The 19194-nt window shown below is 44.0% G+C and carries 14 protein-coding genes; 5 read left to right on the top strand and 9 right to left on the bottom strand.

What is annotated here, in order from left to right:
- Positions 1 to 46: 46 nt before the first annotated feature.
- A complete protein-coding gene (locus AB432_RS07650; protein ID WP_048031754.1) occupies positions 47 to 766 on the bottom strand; it encodes a metallophosphoesterase family protein in 720 nt (239 codons plus the stop codon).
- A 136-nt stretch (positions 767 to 902) separates the two neighbouring features.
- Here AB432_RS07650 and AB432_RS07645 point away from each other — a divergent pair, with 136 nt between their 5' ends.
- From AB432_RS07645 to AB432_RS07635, 3 genes are all read left to right on the top strand, one after another.
- Positions 903 to 3998, top strand: a complete 3096-nt coding sequence (locus tag AB432_RS07645) for a GNAT family N-acetyltransferase (RefSeq protein WP_048031753.1) — start codon at positions 903 to 905, stop codon at positions 3996 to 3998.
- Positions 3999 to 4012: 14 nt separating this feature from the next.
- Positions 4013 to 4870 carry an amidohydrolase family protein gene (locus AB432_RS07640; protein ID WP_048031752.1) on the top strand — a complete coding sequence of 286 codons (858 nt, stop codon included), beginning with the start codon at positions 4013 to 4015 and terminating at the stop codon, positions 4868 to 4870.
- Between the two features lie 223 nt (positions 4871 to 5093).
- Entirely contained in the window at positions 5094 to 5939 is an 846-nt protein-coding gene (locus AB432_RS07635) for a DegV family protein (protein WP_048031751.1), read from the top strand.
- A gap of 81 nt (positions 5940 to 6020) precedes the next feature.
- On the opposite strand, the gene AB432_RS07630 is transcribed toward AB432_RS07635, so the two are convergent.
- The 3 genes from AB432_RS07630 to AB432_RS07620 form a co-directional block, all read right to left on the bottom strand.
- On the bottom strand, positions 6021 to 6935 hold the full coding sequence (locus tag AB432_RS07630) for an NAD(P)-dependent alcohol dehydrogenase (RefSeq protein WP_048031750.1): 915 nt from the start codon (positions 6933 to 6935) through the stop codon (positions 6021 to 6023).
- Between the two features lie 81 nt (positions 6936 to 7016).
- The gene (locus AB432_RS07625; protein ID WP_048031749.1) at positions 7017 to 9677 is read right to left on the bottom strand and encodes a winged helix-turn-helix domain-containing protein; all 2661 of its coding nucleotides are present in this window, start codon (positions 9675 to 9677) and stop codon (positions 7017 to 7019) included.
- 127 nt (positions 9678 to 9804) lie between these two features.
- Entirely contained in the window at positions 9805 to 10242 is a 438-nt protein-coding gene (locus tag AB432_RS07620) for an SRPBCC family protein (protein ID WP_048031748.1), read from the bottom strand.
- 686 nt (positions 10243 to 10928) lie between these two features.
- Here AB432_RS07620 and AB432_RS30465 point away from each other — a divergent pair.
- On the top strand, positions 10929 to 11723 hold the full coding sequence (locus tag AB432_RS30465) for a hypothetical protein (RefSeq protein WP_162630230.1): 795 nt from the start codon (positions 10929 to 10931) through the stop codon (positions 11721 to 11723).
- 497 nt (positions 11724 to 12220) lie between these two features.
- On the opposite strand, the gene AB432_RS07610 is transcribed toward AB432_RS30465, so the two are convergent.
- From AB432_RS07610 to AB432_RS07600, 3 genes are all read right to left on the bottom strand, one after another.
- Positions 12221 to 13798, bottom strand: coding sequence for a restriction endonuclease (locus tag AB432_RS07610; RefSeq protein ID WP_048031746.1), 1578 nt, complete (start codon positions 13796 to 13798; stop codon positions 12221 to 12223).
- Positions 13799 to 14302: 504 nt separating this feature from the next.
- On the bottom strand, positions 14303 to 15064 hold the full coding sequence (locus tag AB432_RS07605; protein WP_048031745.1) for a DUF4253 domain-containing protein: 762 nt from the start codon (positions 15062 to 15064) through the stop codon (positions 14303 to 14305).
- Positions 15065 to 15190: 126 nt separating this feature from the next.
- Positions 15191 to 15637, bottom strand: coding sequence for an SRPBCC family protein (locus AB432_RS07600; RefSeq protein WP_048035729.1), 447 nt, complete (start codon positions 15635 to 15637; stop codon positions 15191 to 15193).
- Positions 15638 to 15853: 216 nt separating this feature from the next.
- Between AB432_RS07600 and AB432_RS07595 the strand changes: the two genes are divergently transcribed.
- Positions 15854 to 17326, top strand: coding sequence for an MFS transporter (locus AB432_RS07595; protein WP_048031744.1), 1473 nt, complete (start codon positions 15854 to 15856; stop codon positions 17324 to 17326).
- Positions 17327 to 17362: 36 nt separating this feature from the next.
- On the opposite strand, the gene AB432_RS07590 is transcribed toward AB432_RS07595, so the two are convergent.
- A complete protein-coding gene (locus tag AB432_RS07590; RefSeq protein WP_048031743.1) occupies positions 17363 to 18568 on the bottom strand; it encodes an MFS transporter in 1206 nt (401 codons plus the stop codon).
- A 74-nt stretch (positions 18569 to 18642) separates the two neighbouring features.
- Positions 18643 to 19194 (bottom strand): MarR family winged helix-turn-helix transcriptional regulator, encoded by a 552-nt coding sequence (locus AB432_RS07585; protein ID WP_048031742.1) that lies wholly within the window; start codon positions 19192 to 19194, stop codon positions 18643 to 18645.

The raw sequence follows: 19194 nt of genomic DNA, 5'->3' as shown, positions 1-19194 counted from the left end.
GTGTCAAACAGCCCCCACCTTTTAACTAGGGTAGGGGCTGTGCATTTTAGCATTTTACAAAGTGGCTCCTGTATCCTTCCGTATTGATTTCCAACGCATTTAGTTGCCCACCAGAATAGCCACACCCACCATCTATTCCTATTTTATCACCTTCTGTTGAATACCAAATTTGATTGGGTTCTGGATTCGATTTTATTCTAGAAGTTGGGGTATGTCCAAATACCACAACTTTGTCAATGCCTGTTGGACTTTCTATAAAATCCTCACCTATCCAGACAAAATCAGATGGTGTTGTTTCTCGCCAATTCCCTGAACAAACTCCTGCGTGTACAAAAATGTGTCCTTCGTCTTCAAAGTAATAAGGTAAATGATTGATAAAATCAATTTCTTCTTTGCGCTCTACTTTGAGTGTTCTTTTAACAAGCTCTATATCGTTAAAAACGGAATCATCAACACCTTGAAGAAAACTTTCTATTGCGTTCATCCCACCCATTTGATGTAGAAAAAATAAATCAAAGGAAGGGTTCCGAGAGTCTAAAAATTCAATCAGAGAATATTCATGATTACCCATTAAAGCAATTGCACCTTCCTCCTCTACCATTCTTTTTATCTCTGAAACAACTTTTAGAGATTCAGGTCCTCTACTTATATAATCTCCAATAAAAATAACTTGGTCCTGTATAGGCCTATAATTTACTTTTTCCAGTAGCTGTTTAAGTACATGAAAATATCCATGGATATCACCAATAATAAGTTTCCTTTTCATAGCTAACTCCTTCCTGCTTACTCTTATTATCTCATATTCATATTCTTTTTCCGAAAACTAGCAACAATTCTGTCAATCAAACGTACAACTCTTATAAGATACATAATTTAACAAGGTAATCGAGGTGTTAACAAGCATGGAAGCATCAATTTCAATTGTCACCTACCGCCCTGAGTTGGCCGCAGCGGTTGCAGATATGTGGAATGCCAGCCGAGATAGCTGGGGAGGCGGAAATTCGATTACGACAGCCGAACAAATCAGGCAAGAAGAAGCAGCCTCTGACGCTATTACTGTCTATCTCGCCATGGAAGGTGAAACGGTCGTTGGTTATTGCAGCCTGGCCGAATATCGCGAAGATACCGGTGCCCTCTACATCCCGTTGCTCAATGTACGTCCCGACTATCACGGAAAAAAGGTCGGCCGGATGCTACTTTCATGCGCACTGGAGAAAACGATTGAGCTCGGCTGGCCGCGGCTCGATCTGTATACGTGGGCAGGAAACACGAAGGCTGTTCCCTTGTATAAGAAGTTTGGATTTTTCTGGGAAGACCGGGACGACGCCACCCATCTGATGAACATGATTCCTTACGTGCTCCGTACCGAAGCAATCGCCCACTATTTTGAGGAGCTTGACTGGTACCAGGACTCCACGCGGGAGATCATCGTAGAGCCGGATGGTCGCAAGGAAAACGGCTTTGATTACTTTACATACTCCTGGGCAAAAGGAGGCAAGAGCTTGCGCGTGGAGTTTGAGCGGCGGGGTCGAGGCATGCGCCTCATCGAGACGGAAGATTATCTCGTGTCTGCCGAAGTGGAAAAGTTGGAGTTGGTCTTTGGACGGGAATATCAAATTCACTACCGGATCATCAACAAATCGGGCAAGCCGTTACAGATTTCATTAAACGGGCAACCGAGCGACACGATCCGCTTTGATTATCAAAACGAGCTGACAGTGACAGGTGAAACCACGCTGTCTGCAACCTTTTTTGTCGATCCAATCACAGAAGAACAAAGCATCTGGCGCACCCATCCGCGCGTTTGTACCCACCTGCTGATCAACGGCAAGGCAGCTCTGTTTGAGGTCGGAATCCTTCCTAAGTTTCCTGCTACCCTTTCCTTACATGTACCTGGCCTCTCCTATCCGGGACAGACAAAGCTGTTTTATTTGGACGTGGAGAACAACTTTGCGGAAGAAACCGAATTTTCATTCGAGCTGCCTGCTTGCTCATTCTTTGGCTTACAAGAGCAACGCCACACTATGAAACTGTCTGGCAAAGAGCGCATGTCGCTTCCGCTTAACGCTAATCTGTATGAACACGGCTTTTACGAAGCCAACGTGCAGGTGGAGGCAAAGCTTGCAGATGGCAAATCGGTTTCTTTTGCCAAAAAAATCGGAGCTGCCTTTACGGGACTTGGTGCGATGGTGTCGGGAGAAACGGAACAAGCTTGGCAAGTTCACCATGGTCGCCATACGCTCTACTTGAACAAAGAAGATAATGAGATGACCGTTGTCGGCGGGACAGGCGGGGAGCCAACCAACCTCCTCTATCCCAAGCTCGGAAAACCGTTTTCCAGCGAGTTCTCGAAGAAGCGTGCCGAGAAAGTTGAGTTTATCGCAGAAAAAGGAGCCATCGGCATCCGGGCGACGTATCGCTCCGGGGCATACCCGCAAATTGCCCTGATCAGTAATACGCTCCTGTTCGGAGATGGCACTGTAGAACACCGATTGGAGATCGAAAACCGCTCTGCTGACAAGCTGACTGCTGAGCTGTGGCTAAACCAAGGCTTTCATCACAGTTTTCATCGCCCTATTGTGCCGTACCAAGGCCGTTATGTTGAAACACCATCCTCCTATGGCAGCGATATGGATTATTGGAATGCTGAGTTAGTCAGTGAAAACTGGCTGTTTACACAGGATGAAACGGCCCCATGGGGAATGTGCTGGCCTCCTGAATACCGTTTTGACATTCAAGGCTGGTACGTCACACTTGAAACCAATCTCGGCATGCTTGCTCCACATGAAAAAAAATCGTTTGGTCCCTTCCACTTCTCGCATGGGGGCTATGCTGACTGGAAAGAGTTCCGTGCCTTTGCCCGTAAAGAACCTATGCCAGCAGATCTGAACTTGACGTCTCACCTGGAATTGAGTGCCAATGGGCAAAATCCGTTTGTCACAAGCGAGGAACTGGATGTACAGGTGAAAGAATACAAGCAGCAGTACTTGGACGGAGAACTGACCGCATCTCTTTTGAGCAAGACAGCTTCCGAACAAACGCAGAGCTTTGCAGAAGATGAGGAAGAAACGGAATCTGGCTTCTCCTTCAAAACGCCGGAAAAACCATATGACCTCGTGCAAGTAGAGGGACGTTTTGCCACGCATGTGTCGCATTTGCAGAGCGTGATTTTCCCAATCGGTCAAGGCAAGGTCATACAGGAGCAAACAGTGGAAGAGGGACAGCAGGTCTATATCGCCGACAATGGACGATTGCGGATCAAAGCCGCTCCAGATTTTGCTCCGACACTCTACTCGCTTACAAGTAATGGACAGGAGTGGCTGGATAGCGCCTTCCCAGAACGGAAGCCGAAATCTTGGTGGAATCCGTGGACAGGTGGAATCGGCAACTATATGGAAGAGTTAAGCGCGTTTTCTCTGGTTAAGGAAGAGCGTACTGCTTCCTTTGTTGAGCTAATCGACAACAAGCAAAATGCGTGGCAAGGAATCAAGGTGAGCTACCATGTGAAAAAGCAGGAGAAGTATCGCGGGTTGACTTGTCACCAGTATTACTTGCTGTTGCCAGGAGTACCTGTCCTCTGTCATACAGTAGCGATCGAGCAAAATACCGGAACGTACTTTGCTGGCAAGGAATTAGCTACTGACATCTTTTTGCAGTCAGGAACCGAGGACGAGGCGGTATGGCTGAAAACCGTCGGTACGAATGGCGAGGAGCTCAACTACAAGCTGGCACAAGGTGAATTGGATGTCCTTGAAGTCTCCGATTATGTCCTCGGGCGAGCTAACAGCAAGGATCAGATGCATATCGTTACTGACCTCGAAACGGCGGACCTCCAAGTATACGCAAACAAGGAAGTCGCCGTAGCGTCTGTCATTCGCGAACTGAATCTGCCAAACAACAGCACTACCTTTACTCCGCCTGTCTTTTTCCTGTTTGCCGACAACGCGCTTCCATCCAATGCCTTATCTGACTTACGGGCGATTCGCTTTGCCAAATAAGGGAGGGCTATACATTGAAAATCATCGATGCGCACATGCATTTATCCCATATCGAGGAATTCAAGCGGACGGCGGCAGAAAAGTCGTTTGTCGATTACTCCGTCGCTGGTCTCTTGCAAGAATATGCCGAGAATGGCGTGGTCCTTGGGATAGGCATGGGCTTGACAGAGACTCAGCCGGACGGCTTTCCCGATGTGGAAGCTGTCACTCCCATGGGACTAGACCTGACAGACGAGTTGCCGCCGCAGTTCGTCTATTGCCTGGGAATCAATCCGTTAAAGCTGGATGAAGCAGCAGTGGCACGCTTGGAAGTTGACCTGCTAAAGCCCAACGTGGTTGGGCTGAAAATCTATCTGGGCTACTATCCCTTCTACGCCTATGATAGCGTCTACGATCCCGTCTATGCACTCGCAGCCAAATACCAGGTGCCTGTCGTCTTTCACACCGGCGATACGTACTCAGAACGTGGGCTCTTAAAATACTCCCACCCTCTCACACTGGACGAAGTAGCGGTAAAACATCGAGATGTCAATTTCATGATGGCCCATTTTGGCGATCCATGGGTACTCGATGGGGCAGAAGTCGTTTATAAAAACCGCAATATGTTTGCAGATCTCTCCGGCTTAATGGTCGGTGACGCAGCCAATTGCAAGCGACTCGCGGACTCCCCCCTCTTCTTTTCCCATCTGCGACACGCGATCACCTATTGTGATCATTACGACAAGTTTTTGTTCGGAACGGATTGGCCGTTGGCGCCAGTGAAGCCATATATCCAGTTTGTAAAAGACCTCATCCCAGCAGAGTATCACGAGGATGTGTTTTACAAGACAGCATTGAAGGTGTTTCCCAAAATCAAGCCTCTGGTTGAGTAGACGATACAAATCCCATGTCTCTTCCTCTCGAAGAAACATGGGATTTTTCATTTGTTCAATAAAACTTCTTCTATTTACGACAAAAAACGACAGTATTCGTATTATGATAGATATGCGAGTTTGCTTATACATCGTTAGTAACGGACAACCATGACCCAAAGCTTTCGCTAGAACAGATAGAGCAAGACTAGGTTTCTACTAAATTGGGGGAGGACATGTTTCCTTGAAGAAAAAAATTGCCTGGGTTACAGACAGTACCGCGCTCATACCTGATCACATCATGGAAGAGCATGACATCTACGTCGTTCCACTGGAGATTATCTTTGAAGATGGCACTTATGAAGACGGCATTGATTTAACACCTGAACAGCTCTATCAAAAAATTGTACAGGCCAATTATGCTCCCAAAACGTCTCAGCCTTCCTTAGGAAAATTTGTGACACTCTACGAACGATTAAAGGAAGAGTATGAATGCGCGATTGCTGTCCACCTCTCCTCTGATCTGAGTGGGACCTACAATACAAGTGCAACAGCAGCCAAGATGGCAGACTTCCCTGTCGAGCCGGTAGATTCCAAGCTAATGTCGTACCCGATTACCTCGATTATCTTAAATGGCATCGAGCAAGCGAAAGAAGGAAAAGGCTATCAGGAGATTGCTGCTTCCTTGCGCGAGGAATATAAAAAGTTTGAGAACTATATCCTGGTCGGCAGTCTCGACCAGTTTTACAAGGGCGGACGAATGACCGGACTGCAATATTTCATCGGCAATTTGCTTCAGATCAAGCCGATTTTTCAAATTAAAGATGGACTGTTTGAAGTATATGAAAAGGTCCGTACCGAAGGGAAAGCGGTCAAGCGCATGCTGGAACAGCTAGAGAAAGCCAAGCAAAATTACTCCGTGAAGCGCGTGCAGATTTTGCATGGCAACGTCTTGGACAAAGCGCTGGAATTGAAAGAGAAAATTCAGAGCAAGTACTCCGATGTCGAGGTGTTGGTTGGACCGATCAGTTCCACGATTGGAGCGCATGCTGGGATGGGGACGTTGGCGTTGGCTTGGCGGAATGAGTAAGGGGTAAATGGGGCAGTCTCACATGCCGATTTTTTTCGGCAAAGAGCTGCCCCCTTTGTCTTTTATTTTGGCACAATTTCATCATGTTCTAATCTTGATCACGACATTCCCCTTCTTCCGCCCTGTCTCCACATACCTGTGTGCCTCCGGTATTTGTTCCAGCGAATAATACCTATCAATAACCGCTTTCATCTGCCCTTCCTCCGTCAACTCTTTAAGAAAATCCAAATCCTCCGTCCGCACCTTTGCAATCCCTTGCCCATCCACTGTCAGGAATATCCCGTTTGGTGTCAGTACTCTTACGCACTCCGATTTCGTTGCTTTCCCAACCGCATCAAATACAATGTCATACCGTTCTTCTTTTTTCGTAAAATCCTCTTTCGTGTAATCAATGACGGTATCGGCTCCCAACGATTTCACCAAATCAAAATTGGCAGAACTACATACCGCTGTCACCTCAGCCCCAAAGTACTTGGCAAGCTGTACCGCGGAGGTCCCTACTGATCCAGAAGCTCCGTAGATCAGCACTTTTTGCCCCTTTTGAAGCTTTCCTTTTCGAAAAAAATGCAAGGCGGTCGTTCCCCCAAAAGGAATCGCGGCGGCTTCTTCATGTGTTACATTGGTCGGCTTTACCCCCACGATTGCGTTTTCATGCAGACAGATGTACTCCGCATGCGCACCGCATCGCATCCCGCTTAATGCATAGACTTGGTCGCCTTTTTTAAATCGTTTGACATGTTTTCCAATCGCTTCGACTTCCCCAGATAGCTCTACACCGAGAATAGGGTTTCTCGGTTTTGTGAGACCGAGCACGAGGCGCATGGGAATCCAGAGCAAAAACGGACTTTTGAAGGCCCGTATTCTGCAGTCTCCTGATGTAACAGTGGTTGCATGAACGTTTACCAGGATTTCATTATCCTTAGGCATAGGCTTCTCTACTTCTCTTAGCTCCAAAACGTCTGGCGATCCGTATTTCGTGCATATCACGGCTCTCATTGACATCCTCCTATCCACTTTGCCATGAGTATAGCGGGAGCACGGTATTGGTATACAGATACTTAAGTATGGTTTTGGAAATTACAACAAGCCTAGCTGGCGAGCCCGTGCGACTGCTTCTGTACGCCGCTGTACCTGTAGCTTGTCAAAGATATTCCGGTTATGCCCTTTCACCGTGCTTAGTGCAAGAAACAGCCGCTGGGCAATGTCACGATTCGATAATCCTTTTTCGATGAGCTGCAAAATTTCAAGCTCTCGCTCACTAAGTGGCTCGATCAGGGAATCAGCATGGTGGGACGGATTCGAGTTGCCCCCTTCCCTTTTCGGCTCTTCCTCTTTCCATTCCGAAAGCAGCTTTTCTATATAACGTGGCATCGTTCCATAGACTGCCGGATCATACAATAATCTTTTCATCGAGATACCTTCGTCGACGAAACTGCGAATAAAGTCATTCGGCCCCGCTATTACCAAAGCGTCTTTCACCATTTGCGCAGCTTTAGCTTGATCACCCTGCGCATGCAGAACAACTGCTAGCAAAAGCATGATCTTGAGTCGTTCATCCTCTACTTGTTTAGCCTCTGCCTGCTCGAGTAATGGTTCGAGCACCGCAAGTGCTGCGGACGTATCTCCCTGAGCCAGAAGTACACGAGCCTGGAGTATGGGAAGGTCGTGCTTCTGTGCCAATCGGGCTGCCGCTGTCAGGTTATCCTGCTGAAGTAATATAAGGACTTGTGCTTCGGCAATAGGGGGCATCTGCATGACAAAGCAATTCTTTCGAGCAACATGCTCAGCATTTGCAATCATGGCAGCCGCTCCACAAACGTCTCCCTGTGCTAGCTTCAGTCTTGCCAGAAACACCTGCGCTGCCACGACTCTGTCCGTCTGTTCCAGTTGACCTGCTAATTGAATGGACTGTAGACCATGATGCTCCGCTGTATGCAAGTCGTTCCATTCATAAAAAATCCGAGCCAAGCCTAGATGCGCTTCACAAGCAGCTGGTAAGGGAGGAGAACCAGCCAATTTTCGTACATGCTGATAAGTCTCAGCCGCCAAGTGGAGCTGATTATCTGCCTCCTGTAGCTTCGCTAGCCCAAGCGTAGCCATCATGGTGATCACGACATGGCCAATCTTTTCACTGTTCGACAATGCCTCATGGTAAGCCTTGCTGGCTGCGGAACGATTCCCCTGAAGGTGATAGGCATACCCCAGCGACCAAGTAGTGGCTGTGCGGACAGGCAAGTTGTCAGGGTGCAAGTAATCCAAGGCTAGCTTGGCCTCGGCCATGATAATCTCTGATTGGTGCTTGCTCACAGCTAAGGTGGCGCGTATAGCAGCGATATGCCCAAGAGTATCTCTGGAGCTGACTTCTGGCTCCAAACCTTGCAGTGCTTCTTCTGTGGCTAGCAATTTCGGTTCAACGCCAGTCATTTGACCTGTCATCAGCAAAGCTGAGGCGTACATCACCCACAGTGCTGGTCTTGCATCCAACTCCGTGTTTGGTAATGACTCCAGCCAGTTCAGTACAGGGACTACCCCTCCACGAAAGAGCAGCGGCATCCCCTCTCCCTCCACCAGTCGCGCTGCTCGTGATGTATCATTGGCTGCCACTGCATGGTGAAAAGCTTCCATCTCAAGACCATTGTCTTCATACCAAATGCTTGCACGGGTATGTAATTCTGTGAAAATTCGCTCTCCCTCTCCTATTGTCGATGAAGAATGCTGACGGAGCCTCTGCCGCAGCAGATCAGCAAAAAGATGGTGATAACGGTACCAACGCCGCTCGCTATCCAGCGGGACGATAAACAAATTGGCTCGTTCGAGAAATTCTAACGTTTCCTGGGCTGAACCTGAACAAATGTCTCTTTGGCCAAAAACGGCGTCACAAAGAGGACCGGACAATCGGTCGAGGATGGATGTTTGCAGCAAGAATGCTTGAATGCTTGCAGATTGCTTGGTAAGCACTTCTTCCACCAGATAGTCGAGTATAAAATGGTGACTGCCCGAAAAAGTTGGAAGGAAGGTTGCGACATCTATTTGTTCTTTCATGGAAAGAGCAGCTAACTGTAGACCGGCAATCCAGCCTTCTGTGCAGGCTTCGAGCAGGGCGATGTTTTCTGACGACAGGTGCAAATTCATGACATTAACTAAAAATTCCGCTGTCTCCGAATAGGTAAATCGCAGGTCTGAGGCGCGTACTTCGGTCAATTGATTCCTAGCCCGTAGCCTGGCGACCGGAAGTCGTGGTTCCTCGCGGGTCAAGATTACCAGATGCATCTGCGGGGACATTCGTTCAAGCATGAGAGAGATGGCATCGTCGAGAGGCCCCGTTTTCAAAACGTGGTAATCATCGAAGACAAGAACAAAAGAGTTGGGTATTGTGATTATTTCATGAAGCAGAGTGGTGATCATCAATTCGATTGGTAAAGGTTGAGGAGAATGGAGCAAAGGAAAAATGCCCGATCCAATATTCGGGTCAATATTTCGCAGAGCTGTGAAGAGGTATGTTAGAAAACGCGCAGGGTCATTATCCCCATCATCCATGGAAATCCAGGCGAAGGGTCGATCACCGCTGACGAGCCATTCACTGACAAGTGTCGTTTTACCGGAGCCTGCTGGTGCTGAAATAACCGTCAGTTTACGGTTTAGGCCCTCGTTTAACTTCTCGATCAGTCGATGACGGGTAACGGTCTTCAACCGTGACGGGGGCATATACAATTTGGTCGTTACAATTGGAATCGTCATAAAGAAATTATAAGGATCGCCGTCTCTAAGCGTCAACTCCGCCGACTTTTTGATTTACTCTCTGCTTTTTTCAAATCACACAAAAAACACGCCGAGCTGGCGTGTTTTCGTTTTGGCGGCATAGATGTTATCTCGTTATACGTTTTCCAATAGCTTCCACGAGCTCTCTCGTTGTCTTGGGAAGATTCGATTTTAGAATGGAATTGATCATGGGACCCTTCACACCATGTGCAGTGATGTCGAGACACCCCGTCATTTTCGTCCGCGCCTCCCCCAATGCTTTTGCTTGGAAGTAGCCATACCCGGTGAAATTCCCACTGATCCCCGTCAAGGTAAACCTCACCTCGGTCGGCGGCGTCCATTCGGTGATATCCACTTGCAGGCTGATCGTTTTCTTCATGATGCCGATATCGCCTGTAAACGTCCAAGCGACACGACGTTCATTGATTACCTCGTGGCTGATGTAGCCAGGTACCAGTGGAACCCAGTTCTCCACTATACTCACAAACTGCCATACCGCCCCGATAGGCAGGCTCAGCTCCACATCATGTATTCCTTGAGGCATGATTTGCTCATTCCTTCCCCCAGTGTTCTTTGGTATCTTGTTATGTGTATTGTCGGAACACGGGAGATATTTCAGGAATTAAGCAGATACATATTATAAAGTTACAAAATATTTTTACCTAGTAAGCTATATAAACAATGTGTTTCTTTTTCACGTGATGATGAAAAAATCCCACCGAGTTTCTCCTGAAACTTAATACTAATTATAATCGTATTCAATGGAAAACAAATGAAAAAGGTGATTTTTTGGACAACTATTCACTAAAGCCTATTATTGTGAAAACAATTAAGACTGTTCACAGTTACTACCTTCTAATCCCTTTATTAGTCTACTTTGTAGGATTTATATACACACAGGGTACCCTTTCCCCTTATACTGGTAACCTGAATATATGGAATAATAATGAGTTTTTATCATTATCGTTGGAACTATATTTTATAAATGGAGCACATTTCCTCACTAGATTCGGGATAGGAGCTTTTCTTGCAAGCATTTTAATTGAATCCTTAAGTGATTTACTACAACATCTCTCAAACTCTAAAATATTTAAAAGTCTTCAAAGAAAGTACATTCTATCCAAGAATATTTATACAACAATCATTAAATTAATTTTGATATTCAGCCCCTTTTTTTGTCTACTTTTGTTTCCGATTATTGGATACGTTTGGTATGGCACAATTCTTAACATGATAATTGTTTTTACATATTTTTCAGCATATAAGGTATATAAAATTCAAATAACTAAAGATATTGTACATCTAAATAGTTTACCGAATGTTAAGTTATATCATTACTTTTTCATTGCCTTTATGTCATTAAGCTTCATTTTCCACGTTTATTTACAAGGTTCATTTTCCCAAGCAACTGAAATCGATAAAGCATTTAATAAAGGCGAAGTTAGTCATAAACTCTCTACGGTTTATTATGAAAAAAACAATATTTCTAGCTATCTCAAGATTGATATTACAAAAGAATACTTCGTAGGATTCAACTACTCAACAAAAAAAATTGAAGTAATCCCTATAAGTAAGATTAATAAAATTGAAAGTTGGGATGGCAGTAAGGAACATACTTACCGTAAAATGATTAGTGGAAAAACTATTCTTGACGATACTCAAAAGAAAATCAATTCCCAAATAGATAAATTTTACAACGCTCGACTAAAAGCAAATGCATCTGAATTGATCTCAATGATAACCAAAGATTTTTATCAAAAGGAATTTAGATTAATTAGTCCTGAGATATTAAGAAAGAAGTGGACGATGACTAATGAACTTCATGGGCAACCCCTTAAAGATTTTTTAGGAGTTGAAATGTCTGTTCCAACATACTCCGAAGAATCTAAAACTTCTTACATAGCAGTCGTTGAATACTGGAAAGAAGCTACCTTATTCTACAAAATTACTCTAAAGCTAGAGGACGACGGTTTATGGCGAATTAGTAATACTGAACGAACTGTGTCTTTCCAATTTTCGGATTAACATATCGAGTTTAAAAGATACTGTTAACCTCATAACATTTAAGCACTCATCTCGACTCAGTTAAGCTAATCTAAAGGGTTAGGTATCTTAAGAAATGTCTCGAATAAAATAAGATAGATTATAATTTCTCCTTACATTTACACAATTCTATGTGTAGCACCTTTCTTATCACAACTTCGAAAATACAAAGGCTTCAGCCGTTAATAAGCTGAAGCCTTTATGATAACACTACTTTTTGCTCTCAAATGAGTATTAATTACCTACCCACTCCCACAGCACGAACATAAAAATGAAAAATCCGCTGTCTCTCCTTGACTTAAAACAATAGGAGGAATTTAACCTGATTCCCGTTACCCGAGTTTAGGATAACAAGTAAGACAAAGATGCTCGTGAATTACAATAATTCACGAGCATGTTATGCATAATTAACATATAAAGTGGCGTGTTAGCAACCTCTCACTTCAAATTTAAATCACATTAACTTTTACATGAATGTATTAATTCACTTTTTTCTGCAATTGTATTGTAACATTATGTCCATATTCCTGAAACATATAAACCAAATTTGAACCATCGATTAATGTGATTGGCTTATCCTTAGCAAACTCTCTTGAATCATTACCAAAATAACTTGTAGTAACTAGAATTCCTTTAGTTGCTCCTTCGGCTAATAAAGTTCCATAAAGATCTCTAACTGCGGAAACTGGAACAACATTGTTATAACGTTTTGCTTGAATGACAAATTTGCCCCCTTTGATTGGGTCTGGGTCAAATGCTATTGCATCAACTCCACCATCTCGACTTGCTTGAGTTACATTGACTTCTGCACCGTCTTTTGAAAATACTTTTGCAAAAAGCTCTCTTACTAAATGCTCAAAATCTTCCCAATTCATTGTAGCCAAATTAGTCGTCGAATTAATATCAGCTAATACGTCACGAGATTCAACAAAACGTGAGTCATCACGCCTAATTTCCATAACCGGCCTAACAGGTGCTAGTTGTGCTAATGGTCCAGCAGACAACCCTTTTAAACCCTTAAAGCATTCTCTTGGATCAACTCTCTCAAGATTAAATTTCTCAAATGCTTCCCTCTCAGCTTGACAAGACATTATGCATGATCTGAAATCATTACCAGTTTTACTATCTATTCCACTTACCCAACCGTTATATACAACACTTTTGACATCACGTATATAAACAGCTTCAAAAACTTCATGAATGGTTCTTAAGCAAATCTGATATAAAACATCCTCGTAATAAGCATCAAACTCTTTTTGTTTCATACGTACTTCTGTTATTGTTTTTTTAGTTGTTACATATTTATATTGAATAATACTTGGAACAACATCCTTTGAGGGAAGTTCAAAAGAAATGATAACAGTTCCACTAATGGGATCATATTGAACTTCAAATTCTCTATCCAAACCCTCCGGGTATTTTGATTTCTCCAAAACCATGTAGACGTATTTTTCAATAGCCTCTCCGTGCCCCTGTTCAAACTCCAACTTAAATTGATCTATTTTTTCATTGTGCTCATTTTGTAGTTTTATAAATTCTTGCTTATCTTTTTCATATTTTTCTTGTTCTTTGGCTTTTCTGTTTTCATAATCGGCCAACATTTTATCCAATTCTACTTGGGCTCTTTCTTCCATTTCAATTCTTTTTAATTTTATTGATTTAATTAAAAACTCCACAAATGGCCTTGGATTTGGTACTTTTAATTGATTCATTATTTGCTGTAATGTAGGTACTGGTTCATTGAAGTGAAAGTTTTTAAATTTCTTTTTTTCTTTTAATTTCTCCCATTTTAATTTATCATCTACTTTCAAAGTAGAGATAAGGATTGATTTATAATCTTCTATTAGTTCTTGTGCCTGTTCTGAATCAAATTCTGCTTGGGATTTCATATCTTCTATTGCATCTCTTTGTCGTTGAGCTCTTTCTTTGGTTTCCCATTTGCGTAATTGTTCTTCTACTTTTAAAGCAACTTCATATTCTGTTGAACCCTTTATTTCTTTAGTAACACCTAAATAGTCATTAGATATAATGCGATAGTAGTAAAACTTACGCCCCATTTCTTAATCCCTTTATAGTCTTTTAATAAGCAACAAGGACCTTTTTCATAATTCGCCAAATAAATCCATATTCCTACAAATTTACATTAAGTCACCCTGTGCCAGGATAGTACTACGTTTTCCAGGAACACAGTTCCAAACACTCCTGAACCAGTAATATCATCTTAAAGGTTCCAATAACGGAAATACCTCCAAAAAAAATTGGCAATACCAATGTATTGCCAAACAACTGCTCTAATTGTCCTATGAGAATTTATTTATGTTAATATGTGCAAGTCTTACAGTATTACAGACAAGTAATTTATCCATTCGGATTCGAGCTTGAAGATCCCTTCTTAAATAGTGAAAATAAAGGTCTTGCCTTTGCTAACTGTATGATATAGTCGATTTAAGTTAACTGACAGCCCCCATACTTCCGCCAGCATTAAGTAAATAGATATCGAGCTTATCCGATTATTTAAAAATGCCTCCTCTGTAATAATCTCCCTTGAATAATTTCATTCACTAATCCCACCAAAAATACCATACATCCTGTTTCATTAAATAATCGGCGTAATGCCCTATTGAAGGAAACTCATCCAAAACGTACTGACAAAAGATAAAATGCTCTTGTGCCAGCTTTAGGGCATCCTGGTAGGTCTGAGGTCTTGAACCGGCTTGAAAAGTCCACGTATCCTCTGTCACAGCGAGAATCTTGATCCCATACGCCTCCTGCCAGTGCTTTACGATAACGGACTGGTAAACGGGTAGTGGGCATTCATTATAGCCGCCCATCGGGACCCACAACGGCGCTTCATAACCAGATGCTAACGGCAATTTCAGGACAATCAAGGCCTCATCCTCTAATCGATCCTGCACCCATTTTTCACTGATTTGAAAGGATTCCGTCTCTGTTTCACTGCGTTGTTCATCGATTAGCTCATGGCCTTCCCATATAAGGGAATACGCCCTATAGATTTCTTCAAAGTTCTTCCCATCCAAATTTTTTAACTCGGATGAAATGTCTGTATACAAAAGTCGAGAGCTTACAATTCGTCGAAAAGCATCCTCAACGGATAAGCTATGAACTTCCGCAAGCTGGTTATGTACATAAGCAGATAGTGATCCCTCTTCGTCCACCGCTTCTTCTATCATCTCAAGTATATTATAGCTAGGCAGGACCAAGATGCTGTGCGTATCTGCCTTTGTAGCAGGTACCGAGAAGCCTTCCGTAGCAACTACTTCTATGTCACATTCCTTTAGGTAATTCGACAACTCTTCTACCATCGTCACACCTCTTTTTTTCTGTTGTTTTGTTCAAAATCATAGGATTACTCATCTATTTTACTTCATTTTCCAGATAGAGGGGGAATGAACAAAAAGACATAGAAACAGGAGGTGCAGTTTATAAGCTTATTCCCTCTCCATCATGGAGACATTTTTCCTGATTTCATTCAGAACTTCTTCCCAATGAAGCTTCATTTGTTCCCTTGTGTTCATGTTATCCAAATTCTCTTGATGAAAACTAATCGTCGTTCGGTCAGGCTTGTCGGATAGCAGCCGGATTTGCAATGTGGACGGCTTTTCCCATTCCTTCATCGACCACTTTAAACGAAACTGCCGGAGCGGCTTTACAACACGAAATTGACCCGATATTCCATCGCTGGAAGTAAAGGACTCCCCCTCACTAAAGGTAAGGTCCGATACATGTCCAAGCCATAATTTCACCCCTTCGGACGAGGTTAAAAACGCCCATGCCTGTTCCGGGGTAACGGACATCGTCCTGCGTACACCTACCTGGAAACCCGTCGCTGCCGTTTGTCCAACCATTTTGCCTAATTCGGTATTTGGATTCTTCATTTTGAACACCTCGCCCATCCTGTTTGTTAGCACAAGCTTTTCACGAATACCATGTCGCCTATCAACAGTATAGGGTAACTTCTTTGCTTTTCACATCATGAAAAATGACCGCCCTCATGATATCGACACAGGAATGACCCGAATTTGTTCACTTTCTTCATCAAAAAAAATGTTAGGATAGAGGCATCACTTCATAAAAAATGAGGAGAGTCACAAGTGCGGGTACATCCAATTTACTTTTTACGTCTTACAGGCCTGTTAGATGGCCTTTCCTTATTAGTATTGATGGGCATCGCGATGCCCTTGAAATACGTGTGGGGCTTAGACAAAGCCGTAACCATCACTGGAAGTATTCACGGCGGGATATTTTGCTTGTATGCTCTGGCGATACTCTATGCGGCCATTCGCGTGAGATGGAGCCTGCTCTGGTCTCTAGCTGCGTTACTCGCCGCTTTTGTACCGTTTGGAAACTTCTTTCTGGATCGCAGACTGAAAACGGCACAGGAGGTGTATCCTCTGAAGCCGTTTAATAATGCCCTTCTCGTATACGGCATCGTTTTTTTCTCGTTCTTTGATTTGTTCTCGCAACTGCCGGTCATGAGTACATTTGCTGCTTCCGTAGGTGCCAGCTCATTTGTTATAGGCTTTGTCATCGGTCTGTATTCGTTAGCTAATACCTTTGGCAATATTATCTCTGGTATGCTGACAGACAAGGTTGGTCCATCCAAACCTTTGTTGATCGGATTGGTTTTATCAAGTTGCGCCTTGCTGCTGTATCACATCGTCGATCAGCCGTTTCTGTTGATTATCGTGCGAATCATCCACGGATTTGTTGCCGGTTTGATCGTTCCTGCTGCTTTTACTTTCTCTGCGAATAACACTTCACACGAGCAGCAAGGACGAAAGGTTGCTTTCACCGGTACCTTCGTGGGACTCGCAGCGATTATCGGGCCTGCATTCAGCGGCATCATGGCAAGCAAAACCTCCGTGCCGTTTGTCTTTACATGTGTAGCTGTTATGGGCTTTTTCCTAACCATCCTGTCCGTCATTTTTTTGCAATCCACTAAGGCCTGCAAAAAAGAGAAGCTAAAGAAGGACGTTCCAACCTCAGCCCTGATCTTTAATGCTGGGATAATCAAGGCTTACGGCGGTGCCTTTTTGCTCATGTTTTCACAAGGTGTGATCGCTTACCTTTTGCCCTTGCATGTACAATCGCTTGGATACGATTCGAAATTAAGCGGTACATTAATGAGCACGTTTGGGATGATTGCCGTCCTGCTTTTTGTACTTCCGACCAACCAGATTTTTGATCGTGTGGCCCCCTCCAAAACGATGTCCATCGGAATTGGTTTCATGGGCGTGAGTCAACTGCTTATTGGTCAATCCAACACGACATTGGCATTGTACTGCATGTTAGGACTATATGGGATAGGCTTTGCTCTCTTGTTTCCCTCTGTCAATACGATGCTCATTCAATCGACGCCGCAAGAATTGCGTGGGAAAGCACACGGTTACTTATACGCCTTCTTCTCTCTCGGTGTGGTCGTCGGCTCAGGCCTTTTAGGTTGGCTGCCCTTCTCCATCGAGGAAGGGTTTCTGTTCACAGGAAGCCTGCTTCTCGTGTTTGCCATTTTCATTGCCATGCACAAGCAGCGAGAACGCTTGCTGAATCAACAAAATAATCGATAGCAGCCGTCGTTTATCACAACAAAACCTCCTCAACCACTATGCTAGTGGTGAAGGAGGTTTTGTGCTTATGCTCTCAACCGCGGAATCACTGCGAATCAGGCATGCAGCCAACAGACCAATCCCTAGTACGATTGCAAGCAGTACAAAAGTAAGTTCATAGCTGCCAACATGCATCAAACGGATGGACAAGATTGGCCCAAGACTTGTCCCCGAAAACAGGATAAACGTATAAACCGAAACAGCAATTCCCCGCGATTTGCCCCCTAGCTGTCCAATAAGCGTGATTAGGGAAGGAACGGATAACGCAATTCCGGCAACGAAAAGCACACTCGTACCGATCAAAAGAGACAAGTTCGAAATCATACCGAGGGAAGCCATACTGACCACTGCCAGACCTAACCCGCAGCGTAGCACGGTACGTAAACCAAACCGTTTTGCCAGCCAGCCCGCCATCGGAGAAATGAGCATGCCCACTACACCAATCGATCGAACAAGCAGAATATCCTTGTTGCTAAGCCCAAAATCAGGTCCCGCCAAATAACCGCCCAAGACCGTATACATATTAACGAATGACATAAGCAATACAAGAGCGATTATGTAGCTCCAGACGATATTTTTTTGTTTGAACATGGAGGGAATTTGCTTAATCGGCTCCCAAATATGAACGGTAGCAAGGGGACTCGCTTCTTTTGGCAGCCACCTCATCACCACGAGCAGCGTCACGAAATAGATAGCAGCAAGCACATAGAATACAGCGTGCCAACTGTATTGTTCACTCATTACGGTACTAATTACTTGACCAATGATTCCTGCAGCTAGAAATCCTGTGCTGATAAATCCGATTGCCGTTACCCGTTTTGCCGCAGGGAACATTTCCACAGCATAGGCGAGCGCAACAGGCGAGAACGTAGCAGCGGCAGCACCTTGCAAGCTCCTGAGGACAATGATCCATGCGAAATCATTTGCACTACCAAGCAACAAAGAAAAGAAAGCCAGGGCAATCAGCCCGATCACAATAACTTTTTTGCGGCCATACTTTTCAGACAATGGTCCATAAATCAGGCACCCAATGGCAAACCCAACCGAAAATGCGCTGCCTACTGCTGCAGCCTGTGTCAACGTAATACGGAAAAGATCGGCAAATATGCTCATAAGGGGAATCGTAACGTATAAGCTCGACATGACGACGATTCCAGACCAGCATAGGATTGCCGTCATGAGTGAGTAGTTTCGCTGTGACATCGCACACCTCTTTTTCAAATAGTTACACACATTATAGTTAGATTATCTAATTATATTCACAAAAAAATATGATCTTATCTTCCCACCCCCAGTTTCTTTTCCATGCTGCTATTCAACTTCATCAAGATTTTTTCCAGTAGTATCCGTTCTTCCTCTTCTAATTCACTCATAATGGAGGCGCAGGCAGACCAGAAAACCGGCAGTGCTCTGGCTACTAATTCTCTGCCTTCCTGTGTTATTTTGACATGAATCCTGCGACCATCCAGCGTGCTTTGCTCCCTGATTATCCAGTGCCTTTTTTCCAGCCAGTCCAGCAAAGCTGTAACAGAAGCACGCCGAATGCCCAGCCTGTCTGCAAGCGAAGAGGGGGTGATAAGTTCTCTGTCTTCATGTAACGTAAGCAACAGCAATACGTCGAATTTACACTCCGTTATGCCGAATTTCTCCAAGTTCAAATCAATGACGTCTATGGCGTTATCCCCCAGCCATAGCATCAATAGCCCCAAATGAGCCAATTTGCGATCCGTATTTTGCAGAGCTGTTTTTTCCATCAGATTCAAATACGGTTGAATACCAAGTTTCGGCAATTGATCGGCTGTATGCTCCCGCTTGTTTTTTCTGCTCAT

This window comes from Brevibacillus brevis (assembly GCF_001039275.2).
GTDB lineage: Bacteria > Bacillota > Bacilli > Brevibacillales > Brevibacillaceae > Brevibacillus > Brevibacillus brevis_C.
This window is presented reverse-complemented; position numbering and strand designations above follow the sequence as displayed.